At 63.8% G+C, this 15,364-nt stretch carries 12 protein-coding genes; 4 read left to right on the top strand and 8 right to left on the bottom strand.

From position 1 onward, the window contains the following. Positions 1-30: 30 nt before the first annotated feature. From ACIQF4_RS09340 to ACIQF4_RS09325, 4 genes are read right to left on the bottom strand one after another with little or no spacing between them, the layout of a single operon-like run. Complete coding sequence (locus tag ACIQF4_RS09340) at positions 31-660, bottom strand: Poxvirus protein I5 (protein ID WP_350002902.1); 630 nt, start codon at positions 658-660, stop codon at positions 31-33. A gap of 19 nt (positions 661-679) precedes the next feature. Beyond that, positions 680-1,597: a carbohydrate ABC transporter permease gene (locus ACIQF4_RS09335; protein ID WP_400514943.1), complete on the bottom strand. Its 918-nt coding sequence runs from the start codon at positions 1,595-1,597 to the stop codon at positions 680-682. Beyond that, positions 1,594-2,547, bottom strand: coding sequence for a carbohydrate ABC transporter permease (locus tag ACIQF4_RS09330; RefSeq protein WP_400514946.1), 954 nt, complete (start codon positions 2,545-2,547; stop codon positions 1,594-1,596). The genes ACIQF4_RS09335 and ACIQF4_RS09330 overlap by 4 nt, the downstream gene beginning before the upstream one ends. A 45-nt stretch (positions 2,548-2,592) precedes the next feature. Continuing rightward, the gene (locus tag ACIQF4_RS09325) at positions 2,593-3,885 is read right to left on the bottom strand and encodes an ABC transporter substrate-binding protein (RefSeq protein WP_400514947.1); all 1,293 of its coding nucleotides are present in this window, start codon (positions 3,883-3,885) and stop codon (positions 2,593-2,595) included. A 174-nt stretch (positions 3,886-4,059) separates the two neighbouring features. Between ACIQF4_RS09325 and ACIQF4_RS09320 the strand changes: the two genes are divergently transcribed. Beyond that, positions 4,060-6,075, top strand: a complete 2,016-nt coding sequence (locus tag ACIQF4_RS09320) for a beta-galactosidase (RefSeq protein WP_400514949.1) — start codon at positions 4,060-4,062, stop codon at positions 6,073-6,075. Positions 6,076-6,227: 152 nt separating this feature from the next. Here the strand turns inward: ACIQF4_RS09320 and ACIQF4_RS09315 are convergent, their stop codons facing one another. After that, on the bottom strand, positions 6,228-6,749 hold the full coding sequence (locus ACIQF4_RS09315; RefSeq protein WP_400514951.1) for a hypothetical protein: 522 nt from the start codon (positions 6,747-6,749) through the stop codon (positions 6,228-6,230). 645 nt (positions 6,750-7,394) lie between these two features. On the opposite strand from ACIQF4_RS09315, the gene ACIQF4_RS09310 reads away from it, so the two are divergent. Beyond that, the gene (locus ACIQF4_RS09310) at positions 7,395-8,888 is read left to right on the top strand and encodes a DUF222 domain-containing protein (protein WP_400514954.1); all 1,494 of its coding nucleotides are present in this window, start codon (positions 7,395-7,397) and stop codon (positions 8,886-8,888) included. Positions 8,889-9,046: 158 nt separating this feature from the next. On the opposite strand, the gene ACIQF4_RS09305 is transcribed toward ACIQF4_RS09310, so the two are convergent. The 3 genes from ACIQF4_RS09305 to ACIQF4_RS09295 form a co-directional block, all read right to left on the bottom strand. Further along, positions 9,047-10,405, bottom strand: coding sequence for an ABC transporter substrate-binding protein (locus tag ACIQF4_RS09305; protein WP_400514956.1), 1,359 nt, complete (start codon positions 10,403-10,405; stop codon positions 9,047-9,049). A 235-nt stretch (positions 10,406-10,640) separates the two neighbouring features. Further along, positions 10,641-11,582 (bottom strand): carbohydrate ABC transporter permease, encoded by a 942-nt coding sequence (locus ACIQF4_RS09300; protein WP_102975962.1) that lies wholly within the window; start codon positions 11,580-11,582, stop codon positions 10,641-10,643. Beyond that, positions 11,572-12,516, bottom strand: coding sequence for a carbohydrate ABC transporter permease (locus ACIQF4_RS09295; RefSeq protein WP_102975961.1), 945 nt, complete (start codon positions 12,514-12,516; stop codon positions 11,572-11,574). The genes ACIQF4_RS09300 and ACIQF4_RS09295 overlap by 11 nt, the downstream gene beginning before the upstream one ends. 367 nt (positions 12,517-12,883) lie before the next feature. On the opposite strand from ACIQF4_RS09295, the gene ACIQF4_RS09290 reads away from it, so the two are divergent. Together ACIQF4_RS09290 and ACIQF4_RS09285 are read left to right on the top strand one after the other, a co-directional pair. After that, entirely contained in the window at positions 12,884-14,152 is a 1,269-nt protein-coding gene (locus ACIQF4_RS09290; RefSeq protein ID WP_400514958.1) for an ABC transporter substrate-binding protein, read from the top strand. 52 nt (positions 14,153-14,204) lie between these two features. Beyond that, on the top strand, positions 14,205-15,362 hold the full coding sequence (locus tag ACIQF4_RS09285; protein ID WP_400514960.1) for an acetylxylan esterase: 1,158 nt from the start codon (positions 14,205-14,207) through the stop codon (positions 15,360-15,362). The last annotated feature ends 2 nt before the right edge of the window (positions 15,363-15,364 follow it).

Below are 15,364 nucleotides of genomic sequence, written 5' to 3'. Positions count from 1 at the left end.
CGGGCGGATGTAAAGGACTGCTGGTGTGCCTCAGGCGCGGCGGGCGCGCAGTTTGACGGCGGCAGCGGCCAGGATCAGGGTGCCGGGAACCACCACGAAGAGGGCAGCCAGCATCCAGACGAACACCACCGCTCCGAAGAGCGCGGCTGCCAGCAGCAGGGACCCGCTCCAGTCCTTGAGGGACAGGGACTGTCCGGTCTCGAGCGCCAAGCGCCAGGCGGTGCGGGCATCCCTAGGGGCAACGGCGAAATCGGACCACGCTGCGGCACTGCGCAGGAGCACAATCGCGGCGCCGGCGGCAAGGATCAAGGTGGCTGGCAGCACCACGTCCCGGCCCGGCAGCTGCCCCACCCATGCGAGCAGAAGGTTAAGGACAATCACGACGGCGGCTGCCGCCGTCGTGATTCCAAGCTTCCAGCTGCCTGGCAGGGCAGCCTTGAAGGTGCCCCAGAGGCCGCGGACGGAATCGTCCCGGCCTGAGAGGTGGCGCTCAAGATGGGCGATCCCCGCCGCATACGCGGCGGGGATCGTCACCAGCGGAAGGGACAGCACCAGCACCAGCACCCCTGCCAGCAGCGTCTCGGAGAACAGCGCGAAGCGGTTCACCGGAACGGGTTCGTGGTGGTTGGGGGCGGGTGTGGTGCTGTCCATGACGCTCATTTTCTGTCTCGTTTGTCCGTCAGCCCTTGAGGCCCTGGGTGGAGACGCCTTCAACAATGTACCGCTGGAACACCAGGAAGAAGATCAGCACCGGCAGCAGGGCCAGTACGGACATGGCGATCATGGCGCCGTAGTCCGAGGACTGGGTCTGGTCCACAAAGAGGCGCAGGGCCAGCGGCAGCGGGTACTTGTCCGGGGTGTTCAGGTAGAGCAGCGGGCCCAGGAAGTCGTTCCAGCTCCAGATGAAGGAGAAGATCGAGGTGGAGATCAGGGCCGGTTTCATCAGCGGAAGCATGATGGAGGTGAAGATCCGGACGTGGCCGGCGCCGTCGATCCTTGCCGCTTCATCCAGTTCTGCCGGAAGGTTGCGCATGAACTGGACCATGAGGAACACGAAGAACGCGTCGGCGGCGAGGAACTTTCCGATCAGCAGCGGTACGTACGTATCCACCAGGCCGAGCTGCTGGAACACGATGTACTGCGGGATGATCACCACGTGGAAGGGCAGGAGCAGGGTGGCGATCATCATGCCGAAGAAGATGCTGCGGCCGGGGAACTTGATCCTGGCGAACGCGTACGCTGACACGGATGCGGAGAGGATGGTTCCCACCACGGCGCCGATGGCCAGGATGAGCGAGTTGGTGAAGAACTGCAGGGTGGACACGCCGCCGATGCCGTCCATGGCCGTGACGAAGTTGTCGAAGCTGAAGTTGTTGGACCACAGCGAGGTGTTGGAGCCACCGATTTCGGAGTTGGGCTTGAACGCCGAGGCAATCATCCACAGGCCGGGGTACAGGACCACGGCCGTGAGGGCGAGGGCCACCAGGTGGAAGACGGTGCTCTTGACGCGCTTGGTCCCGGCCGATTCGGACTTGGGGTTGTAGTGCGCCAGCTCTGCGTCCGGGAGGGACTGGGTGGGGATTGCCGTGCTTGTCATTTTGCATCACCGCTGTAGTGGACCCAGGACTTGGACGTGCGGAAGAAGATCAGGGTGATGATGCCGACGACGATCACCAGGAGCCAGGCCATGGCCGAGGCATAGCCCATCCGGAAGTCGCTGAAGCCCCGCAGGTACAGGTAGAGGGTGTAGAAGAGGGTGGATCCGGCAGGGCCGCCTTCACCGTTGGAGATGATGTACGCCGAGGCGAAGATCTGGAACGCGTGGATGGTTTCCATCAGCAGGTTGAAGAAGATCACCGGGGAGAGCATGGGCCAGGTGATGTTGAAGAACTTCCGCACCGGGCCGGCACCGTCCATGGACGCGGCCTCGTAGAGCTCGCCCGGGATCTGCTTGAGGCCGGCGAGGAAGATCACCATGGGGGCGCCGAACTGCCACACGGTCAGCAGGATGAACATGGGCATGGTCATGGCCGGGTTGCCCACCCAGCCGCCCAGGTTGATCCCGAAGAAGGACAGGCCCTGGTCCACCGGGCCGGCGTCGCCGAACATGGCCTTCCAGACGATCGCGATGGAGACGGACGCGCCGATCAGGGACGGGGCGTAGAAGGCCGAGCGGTAGAACCCCTGGCCGCGGCGCTTGCTGTTCAGCAGCATGGCCACTGCCAGTGCGGCCGCGAGCTTGAGCGGCGTACCGAAGACCACGTAGCTGACGGTCACGCCCACCGACTGCAGGAACCGTTCGTCCTGGAAGAGGGTGGTGTAGTTGTCCAGGCCGATCCACTTGGGAGGCTCGAACAGGTTGTAGTTGGTGAAAGAGAGGTAGAGCGAGGAAATCATGGGCCCAACAGTGAGGGCAATGAATCCCAGCAGCCAGGGCAGCAGGAAGGTGTAGCCGGCGCGGGCATCCGCCCCGCGCTGCCGCGATTTGCGCGGCTGCGAGGGGGCGGACGACGACGAGCGCCTGCTCAGTGTTGGGCTTTGAGTCACGAGTTCATTCCGTCAGTCATGAAAGCTTGGGCAGGCAACGCCTGATCAGGCGTTCTGCTTGATGAGGTCTTCGGCTTCCTTGAACCATGCGTCGGCGGCGCCGTCGATGGTGAGCTTGCCGTAGTTGAGGTCGGAGCTGACGCGCTTGAAGGATGCCTCGAGGGTGCCGAAGCCGACGATCGGGGGCTCCGGCGCATCCTTGAGGTACTGCTCGATGGACTTCTCGTAATCCACCACGAGCTTGTCCGTACCTTCGAAGGTGGTCCCGTCACGCTGGGTCTTGGACGCCGGGACACCGCGGGAGGTCTTGAAGATCTGGCCTACCTCGGGGTCGTTGACCATGAAGTCGATGAAACGGGCCGCAGCATCCTTGAACTTGGTCTTGGCGCTGGCCACCATCAGCATGGAGGGCTTTAGGAAGAGGCCCAGGTTGTCCGGGTCATCCGACGGGACCGGAGCAAGCTTGAGTTCCGTGGCGCCGCTGTCCGCGAGGTAGCCGGCCATGAAGTTGTCCCAGGTGACCTCGGTGGCAGTGACGTTGGAGCCGAACGGGGACTTTGGGGCGAGCTGGGTGACGCGCTCTTCGGAGACGATGGCCGGGGTGCCGCGCAGGGCAGCAGTCTGGTTCCACCACTTCTTCATATCGTCCTTGGTGAAGCCGAGCTTGCCGTCCTCGGTAAAGGCCTCGATGTTGTTCTGGCGCAGCCAGATGTTGAACATCCACCAGACGCCGGTGTAGTCCGTGCCGCCGAAGATCTCGCCGTTGCTCTTGGCGCCAACCTCTGCCAGGAAGTCGTTGAACTCCTTGTAGGTCCACGTTCCGTCCGGCTCCGCGATGCCCAGCGACGCCAGCTTGGCCGGGTCGTAGTAGACGGCGAACGCGTTGGTGCTGGTGGGAATGCCGTAGGTCTTGCCCTTGATCTGGCCCGAGGGCAGGAGGGACTTCTCGAACGCGTCCGTGTTGATGTTCACGGTGCCCAGGTCAAGAAGCTGGTTCCGCTGGCCGTAATCGCGCAGGTAGGAAAGGTCCCACTGCATCACATCCGGCAGGCCGCCGCCGGCAGCCTCCGTGGCACGCTTCTGCCAGTACCCGGCGAAGTCGGTGAAGTTGCCGTTGACCTTGATGTCCGGGTTCTTCTCCTCGAACAGGGCAATGGCCTTGCGGGTACGCTCGGCCCGGTCATCGTTGCCCCACCAGGTGTAGTTGATGGTGACGGGGTTCTCCGCGGAGCCCGTCTCTCCAGCGCTGGTGCCGGATCCCGTGCCGCACGCGGCCAACGCTGCGGCAGATGCGGTGCCGACAGCCACGGTGGTGAGGAAATGCCTTCTGTTGATCATGGGAGCCTCCTTGCTCAGTGTGTGCAACCCCCGATCTCACCTACAACGAAAGTAGTGAGCTGGCTTACACGGCTTCTGAAACGATACAATATCCCCATTCCCGGAAATGGGCAAGCGTTTTCCAAGCGGCTGGTTTGCACCGCCCGTTTATCCACCCACAGACAAAGGAGTCCCATGACCAACCAGGCAAACCCGGCCCCTGCCAGCGTTTGGAGCAACATCGAAGGCATTGCTTTCGGTGGCGACTACAACCCGGAGCAGTGGCCGGTCAGCGTGAGGCTGGAGGACCTGGAGCTGATGCAGGAAGCCGGCGTGAGCTTCCTCAGCGTCGGCATCTTTTCCTGGGCGCTGCTGGAACCTGCGGAGGGCCAGTACGACTTTGGCTGGCTGGACGAGGTGATGGACAACCTGCATGGCATTGGCGTCAAGGTTGCACTGGCCACCGCCACCGCCGCTCCCCCGGCATGGCTGGTACGCAAGCATCCGGAAATTTTGCCGGTCACGGCTGACGGAACCACGCTGGGACCGGGGTCACGGCGGCACTACACGCCGTCGTCGGCCGCTTACCGCCAGTACGCCGCCGGCATCACGCGCGTGCTGGCAGAGCGGTACAAGGACCACCCCGCCCTGGCCCTGTGGCACGTGGACAACGAACTGGGCTGCCACATTTCGGAGTTCTACGGTGAGGAGGACGCCGCCGCGTTCCGCCTGTGGCTCGAACGTCGGTACGGCACCATCGGTGAGCTCAATGCCGCGTGGGGCACAGCGTTCTGGTCGCAGCACTACGGCTCGTTCGAGGAGATCCTTCCTCCCGGCGTCGCACCCTCCACGCTGAACCCCGGCCAGCAACTGGACTTCCAGCGGTTCAACTCCTGGGCGCTGATGGATTACTACCGCAGCCTGGTGGCAGTCCTTCGGGAAGTCACCCCCGCAGTGCCCTGCACCACCAACCTGATGGCCTCCAGCGCCACCAAGTCCATGGACTACTTTGACTGGGCCAAGGACCTGGACGTCATCGCCAATGACCACTACCTGGTGGCGGCAGATCCTGAACGGCACATCGAACTCGCGTTCAGCGCGGACCTCACCCGCGGCATTGCGGGAGGTGACCCGTGGATCCTGATGGAACATTCGACGTCGTCCGTCAACTGGCAGCCGCGCAACCAGCCCAAGATGCCCGGCGAAATGCTGAGGAACTCGCTGGCGCACGTGTCACGCGGCGCGGATGCGGTGATGTTCTTCCAGTGGCGGCAGAGCTTTGCGGGCTCGGAGAAGTTCCACTCGGCCATGGTCCCGCACGGCGGCCGCGACACCCGGGTGTGGCGCGAGGTGGTTGACCTGGGAGCTGCACTCCAGCTGCTGGCGCCGGTCCGCGGCTCGCGGGTGGAGTCGCGCGCGGCCATCGTGTTCGACTACGAAGCCTGGTGGGCCAGCGAAATTGACTCCAAGCCGAGCGTCGACGTGCGGTACCTGGACCTGCTGCGGGCTTTCCACCGCTCACTGTTCCTGCGGGGCGTCTCCGTGGACCTGGTGCATCCGTCGGCACCGCTGGAGGGCTACGACCTGGTCCTCGTGTGCACGCTGTACTCGGTGGTTGATGAGGCTGCTGCCAACATTGCGGCTGCCGCTGCCGGCGGCGCAACAGTCCTCATCAGCTACTTCAGCGGAATTACTGATGAGAAGGACCACGTGCGGCTGGGCGGCTACCCGGGTGCATTCCGCGAACTGTTGGGCGTCCGCGTTGAGGAGTTCCACCCGCTGCTGGCCGGATCGCAGCTGAAGCTGAGCGACGGCACGGTGTCTTCGATCTGGAGCGAGCATGTGCACCTTGACGGGGCGGAGGCTGTCCAGACGTTCACCGGGTACCCACTGGAGGGCGTTCCATCCCTGACCCGGCGGGCCGTGGGCAGCGGTGCCGCCTGGTACCTGGCCACCTTCCCCGACCGTGACGGCATCGAGTCGCTGGTGGACCGGCTGCTGGCGGAGTCTGGCGTCTCCCCGGTCGCTGACGCCGATCCCGGAGTGGAACTGACGCGCCGGCGCTCGGCCGACGGCGGCAGCTTCCTGTTCGCCATCAACCACACCCGGACTGCGGCAACCGTGCGGGCATCCGGCACGGACATGCTCGCCGGTGAACGGTTCAGCGGCACCGTTGAAGCCGGCAGCGTTGCGGTGATCGCGGAGGACTGAGTCTCCGGTTCATGGGGCGTCGCCGGGTCCAGACCCCGGTCATGGATGGCCCCGGGAGACCACAAACTGGGTCCCCGGGGTCGTGTAGTCCGCTGGCTGGAGGATGCTGCGGACCCTCACGGGAGTCCTGCTCTACCGCATGAGTGCATAGGCTAACCAGTGATCTCGATTGCCGGCTCGGTGAACCCTGCGAAGGTCAACGTGTAGACGTAGGTGAGCACGTTGCTGGTCACCTCAGGCCGCCAGTTGGGGTTGGGGCAGCTGAAGGTTGCCAGGAAGCCCGCGGTGCTCGTTCCCTCTGTAGTCTGCGCCGGCACGATCAGCCTGCCGTTCCTCGTGGAGGTGAGATCGGAGGAGCTCGTCTCTGTTACCGACTCCGAGAACGGCTCAACGATCCTGTCATTGCCCGGGTTGTGGCAGACGCCGCTGATTGTGCTGGTGACTGCCAGTACTACAGTCGCATTCGTGTTTCCGACACCTTCAATTCGCGTCTCAGTACACGTTACGGTCGTGCCGGTGATGGTACAGACGGGCTCGCCGAAGCCCTTTGCGAAGTGCGCTCCGGAAGGGGCATTACTAAAGTCGACGACCGCCTGCGCCGCTGTCATGCCCGTTGCGAAGGCGATCAGTAGTGCCGCGAACAGAGCCAGGACGCGGCGGAGTGATAGCTTCATTTTTCAGACTTTCTGCAGATGCCTTTGGCCTCAATGCCGAAGGCAGCAATTAAAGGAATTGGCGGGCCGGCTCTCGCCGGTCCTCTGTGCTTTGGAGGCCTCTCAAGTCCCCAAAGCCACCCGGCCGCAGCACAGGATTGGGCCGCGCCTTTCACATCGGGCGAGCGACCGGCAGCGCCATTGGGTGTGCTGTCCCCGCCGCTCAGGAGAAGATGGCCGTTAGACGGCTAATTTTTCTGGCTGATATGGGATTCTTCCAGTGCAAACGCTGCAATTATGAATCCGCCGGTTCCCAGTTAATGGCGGTGTGCATACCATCGCTGGCAGGCGACACGGAGGCCAGTTCACACCTCCCAGCGGGATAATTTTACGTCTGGCAGGGGCGCCGCAGAATGCGGCAGCGCCAAATAGGGGAGGAACAGTTGCTGGAGAGGGGCATTAGGTAGGCTGACAGAATTTTCCACATAGCGTTCTTGGCGGCCGGTCATTGTCAGTGGTCTTTGGCAGAGTTGGGTTATGGCAACGGCTGGGATTTCGGGAGCAGGGCAGGCAGAATATCGCGGCGCGTCTTCTGCAAGCCCAACGTCGGTTGCTGACATCTCGCGCTCCCTGGCGTCGGTGACGGTCGCGTCTGATGGTCCGGGGATGATTGATCAGTTGCGGGAGCTTGAGGATCTGAAGTCGCTGACCGCTGCTAAACAGGCCCGGATTACCGTGGCTTTTGATCTCTCCCAGCGGCGGGAGCAGGCCGCCGCCGGTGTCCCGGCCAAGGAACAAGGCGCCGGCGTGGCCGCGCAGGTTGCGCTGGCGCGCCGGGAGTCCCCGGCCCGCGGCAGCCGGCTCCTGGGCCTTGCCAAAGCCCTCGGCACCGAAATGCCCCACGCCCTGGCCGCCCTGGAGTCCGGGCAGTTGAACGAATGGCGCGCCACCCTCATCGTGAAGGAAACCGCGTGCCTGTCCGCCGAAGACCGGTGCGCCGTCGACGACGAACTCGCCGCCGACACCGGAACACTTTCAGGCCGCGGGGACCGGGCCATCATCGCCGCCGTGCGCGCGGCCGCGTACCGGCGTGACCCACACTCGGTGACACGACGCGCGGCCCACGCGGTGAGCGACCGGACCGTGAGTCTTCGTCCGGCGCCGGACACCATGGCCCGGCTGACCGCACTGCTCCCGGTCGCCCAGGGCGTGGCCGCCTACGCCGCCCTGGCCCGCCACGCGGACACTGTCCGATCACACGGTGATGACCGGTCCAGGGGTGCGATCATGGCCGACCAGCTCGTTGAAAACATCACGGGTACCCCGGGAGGAGTCAGCAGCATCGAAGTCCAGCTCGTCATGACCGACCGGACCCTTTTCCAGGGCGACAGCGAACCCGCCCGCCTCGCAGGCTACGGCATCGTTCCCACCGAATGGGCACGCCAGACAGTCCTCGGCCAGCCGGAACGCCCCGGCACAGGACCAGCGGATAGCGCCTTGACAGTAGCGGCAGCAGGGGCCGGCGTCAGTGACAGCGGCGACATCGATGTCTGGCTGCGCCGGCTCTACACAGCCCCCGGCACCGGAGAACTCCTCGCCATGGACTCCAAAGCCCGGCTCTTCCCGCCCGGGCTCCGCCGCTTCCTCCAAATCCGGGACGACACCTGCCGCACCCCCTACTGCGACGCACCCATCCGCCACCACGACCACATCACCCCCTGGCACCAGGACGGCCCAACCACCAGCACCAACGGCCAAGGCCTCTGCGAAGCCTGCAACCACACCAAAGAAAAACCCGGATTCTCAGCCACACCAATCCCCGGCCCCAGGCACACGGTCGAGCTCCAAACCCCCACCGGCCATACCTACCACTCCACAGCACCACCCCCGCCCGGCACCGCTTTTGATGCATGCGGATCGGGCGCATTAGCCGGTACTGCTGCTGCCGTCGCTACGGGTGCGCCGCTTTATGTAGCCTCCCCCGCCAGTGCGGGCCCGTCCTGCGGCGATCCCGACCCAACAATGCGGGGAACAGCAGAATGTCCCAGGCCGAAGAAACACGGCATCCAGGTCCTCGGCCGCGTTGTTGCTCACCCGCCCGTTGTACCGCACCGGCCCCTGGTAGTCCGGCCCCTGGCCGCAGCGGCTGCACCGCCGTAGTCCTACCGGTGCAGCTTTAACCTTCGCAGCCTTAAACAGCTCCGTCCCGGAAGGAACCAATGGTTCCCGCCGGGACGGAGCTGCCACCCGCCGTCGGATGCTCGGAGTGGAGGAGGCGTCCACCCAAACTGCCCGGAGCCGTGTTGGCGGTGTGAGGACTAACTGCTGATTGCCGACTTCATTTCGTCGTGGGCCTTCTTGCCTGCCTCGTCAGTGGAGAGCCGCTCGAAGAGAACCTCGGAGGTGTACCGCTTGATGATTTCCTGGATCGCGCCAGCGCCCTTCGGCGGCGGTGCGGGTGCCTCGCCGAGCTCGTCCTTGATCTGGTCGATGAACTTGACCACCTTGACGTCAGCAGGGGTCAGCTTGGACTCGATGGCTACGCGGACTTCCGAGTTCGGGTATACACCGCGGTCTGCAAGGAGGGCCTCGCCTGCCTTGACGTTATTGGCCAGGAAGTCAATGAACTTGGCGGTTTCCTCAGGGTGCTTGGTGCGGGACGAAGCTGACCAGAACTGCGAGGCCTTGTACCAAAGTCCGGCATCCTCGGCTGAACCGGTCTTGGTGGGGAACCGCATGATCTTCAGGTCGCCGCCGGAGGCCTTTTCCAGGGCAGGTGCCTGGTTGGACCACCAGAAGGCCATGGCGTTCTTGCCCGTTGCCAGCCCGCTCTGGTCCAGCGGCGCGGCCTCTGCCTCAATAACCTCGGATGCGGATGGGACTGCCTTCTTTGCGCTGAGCTCCTTGAGGAACGCCCACCATTCGGAGATGTCCTTCGGCTCGAAGCCGAGCTTGCCGTCCGAGGTGTAGAGCGACTTGCCGTTCTGCCGGAGCCAGACGCCCAGGGAAGCTTCGTCCGTACCGTACGCTGCGGCGCCGTAAGTGCCATCCGGGGACTTCTCGGTGACCTCTGCAGCGATGCGGCCGAAGTCCTCCCAGGTCCACGTTGAATCGTCCGGTATCTCAACACCCGCGGCCTCAAACACCGCCGGGTTCGCCAGGATGGTGGCTGCATTAATGCCAGCCGCAATACCGGTCAGGCCGTCCTCGCTCTTGCCTGCGTTCAGTGCGGCCTCATCGAGCTTGGAGGTGTCGATCTCATACTTGGACAGGTCCAGCAGGGCACCCCGGCTGGAGTATTCAGTGATGTACTTTTCGTCCATCTGGATGATGTCCGGAGCGTCGTTGGCGGCAACCTGGGTGGCCAGCTTGTCCCAGTAACCGCTCCAGTCGCCGAACTCCGGCTTGATCTTGATGTTCGGGTTCTCAGCCTCGAACTGCTTGATGGCTTCCTGGGTCAGCTGGGCGCGCTTGTCGCCGCCCCACCAGGAGAACCGCAATTCAACAGGGCCATCGGCGTTCTGCGGTGATGATCCACCGCCGCATGCGCTAAGGGCCATAACGACGGCGGCCGCGGCCGCAACGACGCCCGTCTTGCGGATGCGGCGTGCTGCGCCGGGGGAAGGCGACTGTGCCGGTTGCCGGGCAGCAGACGCAGGGCGGGAAAAGAGCTGCACTGGTAACTCCGATCTTCTTTGATCTAGGTGCTGGGGACTGATGCACTGAAGGGATGAAACGCGAAAGCGCTTTCTAGATGTAATAGTACAAGTGCGTGACTTGTATTACAAGATGTTTAGCCGGGGCAATCTCACACAGCTGCTTCCGGACAGCCAAACGGCCCGCCACAGGGACGGGCCGTTCGGTTGGTACTGCCGGTACTGGCCGGCAGCGGAAAAGCCCAGGGAAGTGGACCTACTTAATGCCGGTGGTCGCGATCCCCTTGATGAGGAAGCGCTGGCCAAAGAGGAACACCAGGAAGACCGGCAGGAGCGAGACGATGGACATCGCGAACAGCGACCCCCAGCTCGTGGCCGACTGCGAATCAACGAAGGCCCTTAGTGCCACCGGAACGGTAAACATGTCCGGGTCCGTCAGGTAGATCAGGGCGCCGAAGAAGTCGTTCCAGGTCCAGATGAAGGTGAAGATGGTGGTGGTGGCCAGGGCCGGAACCATGAGCGGCAGGATGACCCGCAGGAAGATGCGGGGGTGGCCTGCGCCGTCGATCCTCGCAGCCTCGTCAAGCTCCCGGGGAATGCCGCGGATGAACTGCACCATCAGGAAGACAAAGAACGCTTCGGTAGCCAGCAGCTTGGGCACGATCAGCGGCCAGAAGGTATTCACCCAGCCGATCTGCGAGAACAGGATGTACTGCGGAACGATCACCACGTGGAACGGCAGCATGATGGTCAGCAGCATGATGCCGAACAGCAGCTTCTTGGCGGTGAACTGCAGCCGGGCGAATGCGTAGGCCGCCATGGAGCAGGAGATCAGGTTGCCCAGGATGGAGCCGATAACCACAATCGCCGAGTTGATCATGTAGTGGCCGAAGGGGTGGGTCAGGGCCGACCAGCCGGAGGTGTAGTTGCTCATCTCCAGGCTGTTGAGCCAGAGCCCGGGTTCCCGGAAGATCAGCTCGTTGGGGCGAAGCGAGGAAACAACCATCCAGAGCAGCGGGTAGATCATCAGGCCGCCGGCAAGGATCAGGATGCCGTGCTTCATCAGGGACTTTCCGCGCTGGGCCCGGCTGAACGCCAGGGTTCCACGGGACTCGCGGGGCTTGCGGTGGTTCGTAGGCTTGCCGGCGCCTCCGGACTTCTTGTCCGGGGTGGGCAGCGTCTCCAGCTTAGTCGTCATAGAAAACCCAATACTTAGAAGCGATGAAGTTGATGGCGGTGAATACGCCGATGATCACCAGCAGGACCCACGCCATGGCTGACGCGTAGCCCATGTCGAACTGGCCGAAGCCCTTCTGGTAGAGGTACAGCGTGAAGAACATCGTGGAGTCCGAGGGGCCGCCGTTGCCGCCCGAGACGATGAACGCCTGGGTAAACGACTGGAAGGATCCGATGATCTGCAGCACCAGGTTGAAGAAGATGATCGGGCTCAGCATCGGCAGGGTGATCCGCCAGAACTGCTGGAGGGTGGTGGCGCCGTCAACCCTCGCCGCCTCGTAATACATGTGCGGGATCTGCCGGAGGCCGGCCAGGAAGATGATCATGGGAGCGCCGAAGGTCCAGACGTGGAGCAGGATGATGGAACCAAGCGCCGTGCTCGGGTCCGAGATCCATCCCGGACCCTGGATGCCGAACATTGCCAGGACCTGGTTCACCAGGCCCGTAGTACCGAAGATCTGCTTCCAAAGGATGGCTACTGCCACCGAACCGCCCAGGAGGGACGGCAGGTAGAACACCGAGCGGTAGAACGGCAATCCGCGCAGGCCCTTGTCCAGGACCAGGGCGATCAGGAGCGCCACGGCGAGCTGGAGCGGAACACCAACAAAAACGTACGTGAAGGTCACGCCCAGGGAGTTGTGCAGGCGTGCGTCGCTGAGCATCCGGGTGAAGTTGTCCAGCCCCACCCATTCCGGCGGCTGGAGCAGGTTGTAGTCCGTGAAGGACAGGTAGAGGGACATGATCATGGGGCCGATGGTGATGGCCACGAGGCCCACCAGCCACGGCAACAGGAAGATATACGCTGCCTTGTTGTCCCGGCCGTTGGCCTTCTTCTCAGCGGCGGTGGCTTTGCCCTTGCGCCGGGTTATGGAGCTGAGTTCGCTGATGGCGCTCACTGTTGCCGTCCCATTCGTGTCATCAGGCCCGCTGCTGCCGGCATTCCAGCCGGGCGCAACGCCCTGGGTATGTGCTTAGCGGCCATGTGGTCTCCTTTGGTCATCGTGGCCTCCACGTTCTTGGTATCGCCGGGGCGATAGGTGCGCTCCCGCTACTGGAGGGCTGTCCGCCGGAGTTTCGGCGGTTCCCACCCTGCGGGAGGTGCGGATTGAAAAAGCGGCTCCGTACCAAAGTAAACGGTTTCTTGACTCCTGTATAGCCCTTTGTTAGTTTTTGAGAAAACGCTTTCTGTTAGACACGTCACTAGGAATACAACCACACCACTTAAGGGGCAGGACAATGCGGTTACGTCTCAGGAAATCAGTCATGGGGGTTGCGGGCGCAACAGCTGCCCTGGCCATGATACTTACGGGTTGCGGCAGCAACGCCGAGGCCGGGAAAGTGGGGACGGTTGAAGATCCAGTGACCATCCGTTTCGCCTGGTGGGGCAACGATTCCCGCGCCAAAACGACGCTGGAAGTGATCAAGGACTTCGAGGCTGCGAACCCCACTATCAAGGTGGAGGGCGAGAATACCGAGTTCAGTTCCTACTGGGACAAGATGGCCACCCAGATCGCCGGCGGCACCACTCCGGACGTGTTCGCCATGAGCGGCGCCTACCCCAGCGAGTACGCAAGCCGGGGTGTGCTGCTCGACCTGGATGAGGTCAAGGACCAGCTGGATACCTCCAAGTTCGCCGAAGGCACGGTGGATCTGGGCAAGATCGACGGCAAGCAGTACACCATCACCGCAGGCGTGAACTCCATGTCCATGGTGATCGATCCCAAGGTTTTTGAGGCAGCCGGAGTTGAGCTGCCGGACGACGAAACGTGGACCTGGGACGATTACGCCCGGATAGCCGCGGACATCACCAAGAACTCCCCGGCCGGAACCTTCGGCACCACCCCCATGTCCAACGACTCCTTCCTGGCAGTGTGGGCACGCCAGAGCGGCGAGGAGCTCTACACCGATGACGGCACGAAGCTGGGCATCAGCGAGGACACCGCCACCGAGTGGTTCGAGCTCAACAAGAAGCTCATGGAAACCGGCGGCGCGCCGTCCGCCTCGCAGACAGTGGAGGATGGCTCTGCCCAGCCTGAAATGACGCTGATGGGCCAGGGCAAACAGGGCATGAAGATCTCCTGGAGCAACCAGATGAACTCCTACTCCGGTTCGCCGCTGGTCATGATGAAGATGCCGGGCGAAAGCAAGACGCCCGGCGCGTGGCTGCGCTCCTCCATGGAGTACGCCATTTCCTCCAAGTCCGCGCACCCCAAGGAAGCGGCCCTCTTCATCAACTACCTGGTGAACAACGTGGACGCTGCCACCAAGATCAAGAGTGACCGAGGCATGCCCGCCAACACCGAGCTCAAGGCTGCCATCACTCCGCTCCTGAAGGAATCCCAGCAGAAGGAAGCGGAGTACCTGGACCGCATCGCAGAGATGGACATCGAGCCGCCGCTGCCGTTCCCTGCAGGCTCCTCGGCCACCATGGAGGTCCTGAACCGGTTCAACACGGATGTCCTGTTCGGCAAGATCTCGCCGCGGGACGCTGCCAAGGGCTTCATCCAGGAAGTCAACTCGAACCTGGGCTGACCCAACGGCCGGTTCAGCCATCACAACAACATTTCGAACAGGAGGCAGGCCAGTGACCGAAAGCAGCGGGCCCGTCAGGCCCAGCGCCATCGCCGGCTACGAGGACTGGCCTGCCTACGTCCAGCACCATCCCCGCTACCAGGCAGCCACGCCGGCGGCGCAGGAACTCGCGGACGCCCTGGGCGTCCCGGGAGCACAGCAGGAGCTTGAAGTGGCGGTCCAGTGGGAGGAAACGCACGACGGCGTCACCACCTCCCAGCTCAGCTGGCAGTTGGGCTTCGGCCCCCGGACCACCGGCTGGCTGATCCGTCCGGCCGACAGTTCCGGACCGCTTCCCGGCGTCCTGGCACTCCACTGCCACGGCGGAAACAAGTTTGGCGGGGCGGACCGGCTGGTGGAACTTCCGGAGCAGCACCCGTCGGCGGAGGCTGCCAAAGCCGGCCACTACGACGGCCGCGCCCTTGCCACGGACATCGCACGGCGGGGTTTCGCCGTCCTGGCCCATGATTCGTTCGCCTGGGGCAGCCGCCGCTTCGATCTCTCCGTCCCGCCATGGCGGACGGCCTCGGCGCTGGAGGCGAGGCAGGCGCAGTGGCGGGAGGACGGCGTCGTGCCTTCCGCCGCAGATGTCTACAACGCCGCCGCAGGCTTCCATGAAGAGACCGTGGCCAAGACCGCCGGCCTGCTGGGCACGAGCCTCGCCGGCATGGTGGCCCACGACGACCTGGCCGCACTCGAGATCCTCGCCGGGCTGCCGGACGTGGACCAGGACAGGCTGGGCTGCATCGGGTTCTCGGGCGGCGGGGGCCGTTCCCTGGCCCTCGCTGCGCTGAGTCCCCGCATCAAAAGCTATGTGGTGACCTGCATGATGATCACCTTCCAGTCGCTGCTGCCCTCCTACCTGGACGCGCACTCGTGGCTGCTGCAGACCCCCGGTCTCTGGAAGCTGGGTGAATGGCCGGAGCTGACAGCCAGGTCCGGCGCAGGCAGGCTGCTGGTGCAGTATGCCCTGGCGGACCAGCTCTTCCCCGAAGCCGGGATGCGTGACGCCCACCGGGTACTGGAGTCGCTCCACAACCCCGGGACCTACACCGGAAGCTTCTGGCCCGGCGGCCACGTTTTCTCCGCTGACATGCAGCACGAAGCACTCGGCTTCCTGTCCGCCTCGCTCGGCGCCCATGATCCCAAAACCCTCCCCTCAGCTACCTAGGA

Source organism: Pseudarthrobacter sp. NPDC092202 (assembly GCF_044755505.1).
GTDB lineage: Bacteria > Actinomycetota > Actinomycetes > Actinomycetales > Micrococcaceae > Arthrobacter.
This window is presented reverse-complemented; position numbering and strand designations above follow the sequence as displayed.